This is a genomic window from Geodermatophilus sp. YIM 151500 (assembly GCF_025716945.1).
In the GTDB taxonomy this organism is placed as follows: Bacteria; Actinomycetota; Actinomycetes; order Mycobacteriales; family Geodermatophilaceae; genus YIM-151500.
Genome location: NZ_JAOVZT010000050.1, coordinates 1 through 468, shown reverse-complemented (window position 1 = coordinate 468; position 468 = coordinate 1). Strand labels below are relative to the sequence as shown.

The 468-nt window shown below is 70.7% G+C and carries 1 protein-coding gene; it reads right to left on the bottom strand.

Features of this window, described 5'->3' with window-relative positions; genetic code table 11:
• Window positions 1-375, bottom strand: a 375-nt coding sequence (locus OF117_RS22100) for a transposase (protein WP_263555015.1), incomplete at its 3' end; no start/stop codon positions are given.
• Window positions 376-468 lie beyond the last annotated feature (93 nt).

The following is a 468-nucleotide window of genomic DNA, read 5'->3' as shown; positions in this document are numbered from 1 at the left end:
CAGGGCGGCGACCAGGTCGTCGACCTTGCGGGTGGACACGCCCTCCACCCACGCCTGCATCACCACCGCGTGCAGCGCCACGTCGATGCGCCGGCGCGGGGCCAGCAGCGAGGGGAAGAACGATCCCGAACGCACCTTGGGGATCTTCACCGTCAGATCCCCGGCGGTGGTCGCGACCAGCCTGTCCCGGGTGCCGTTGCGCTGGGTGGTGCGGCTCTCGGTGCGCTCGTGGGGTGCGGCGCCGATGTGCGCGGTCGCCTCGGCGTCGATCACCGCCTGCAGCATCGTGTGCAGCAGGCGGCGCATCAGCTCGCCGCCGTCCGCGCTGCGGAGTGCCTCGCTCAGCTCGAGCAGGGCAGACTGATCCAGGGCCATCGTGTGAGTCCTCTTCTGCGAGTTCCTTGGCGGGTTCTCGCAGAGCCTCACGCGGTGGCCCCTCGACGTCGGTGACCGACACGATCACCGAGG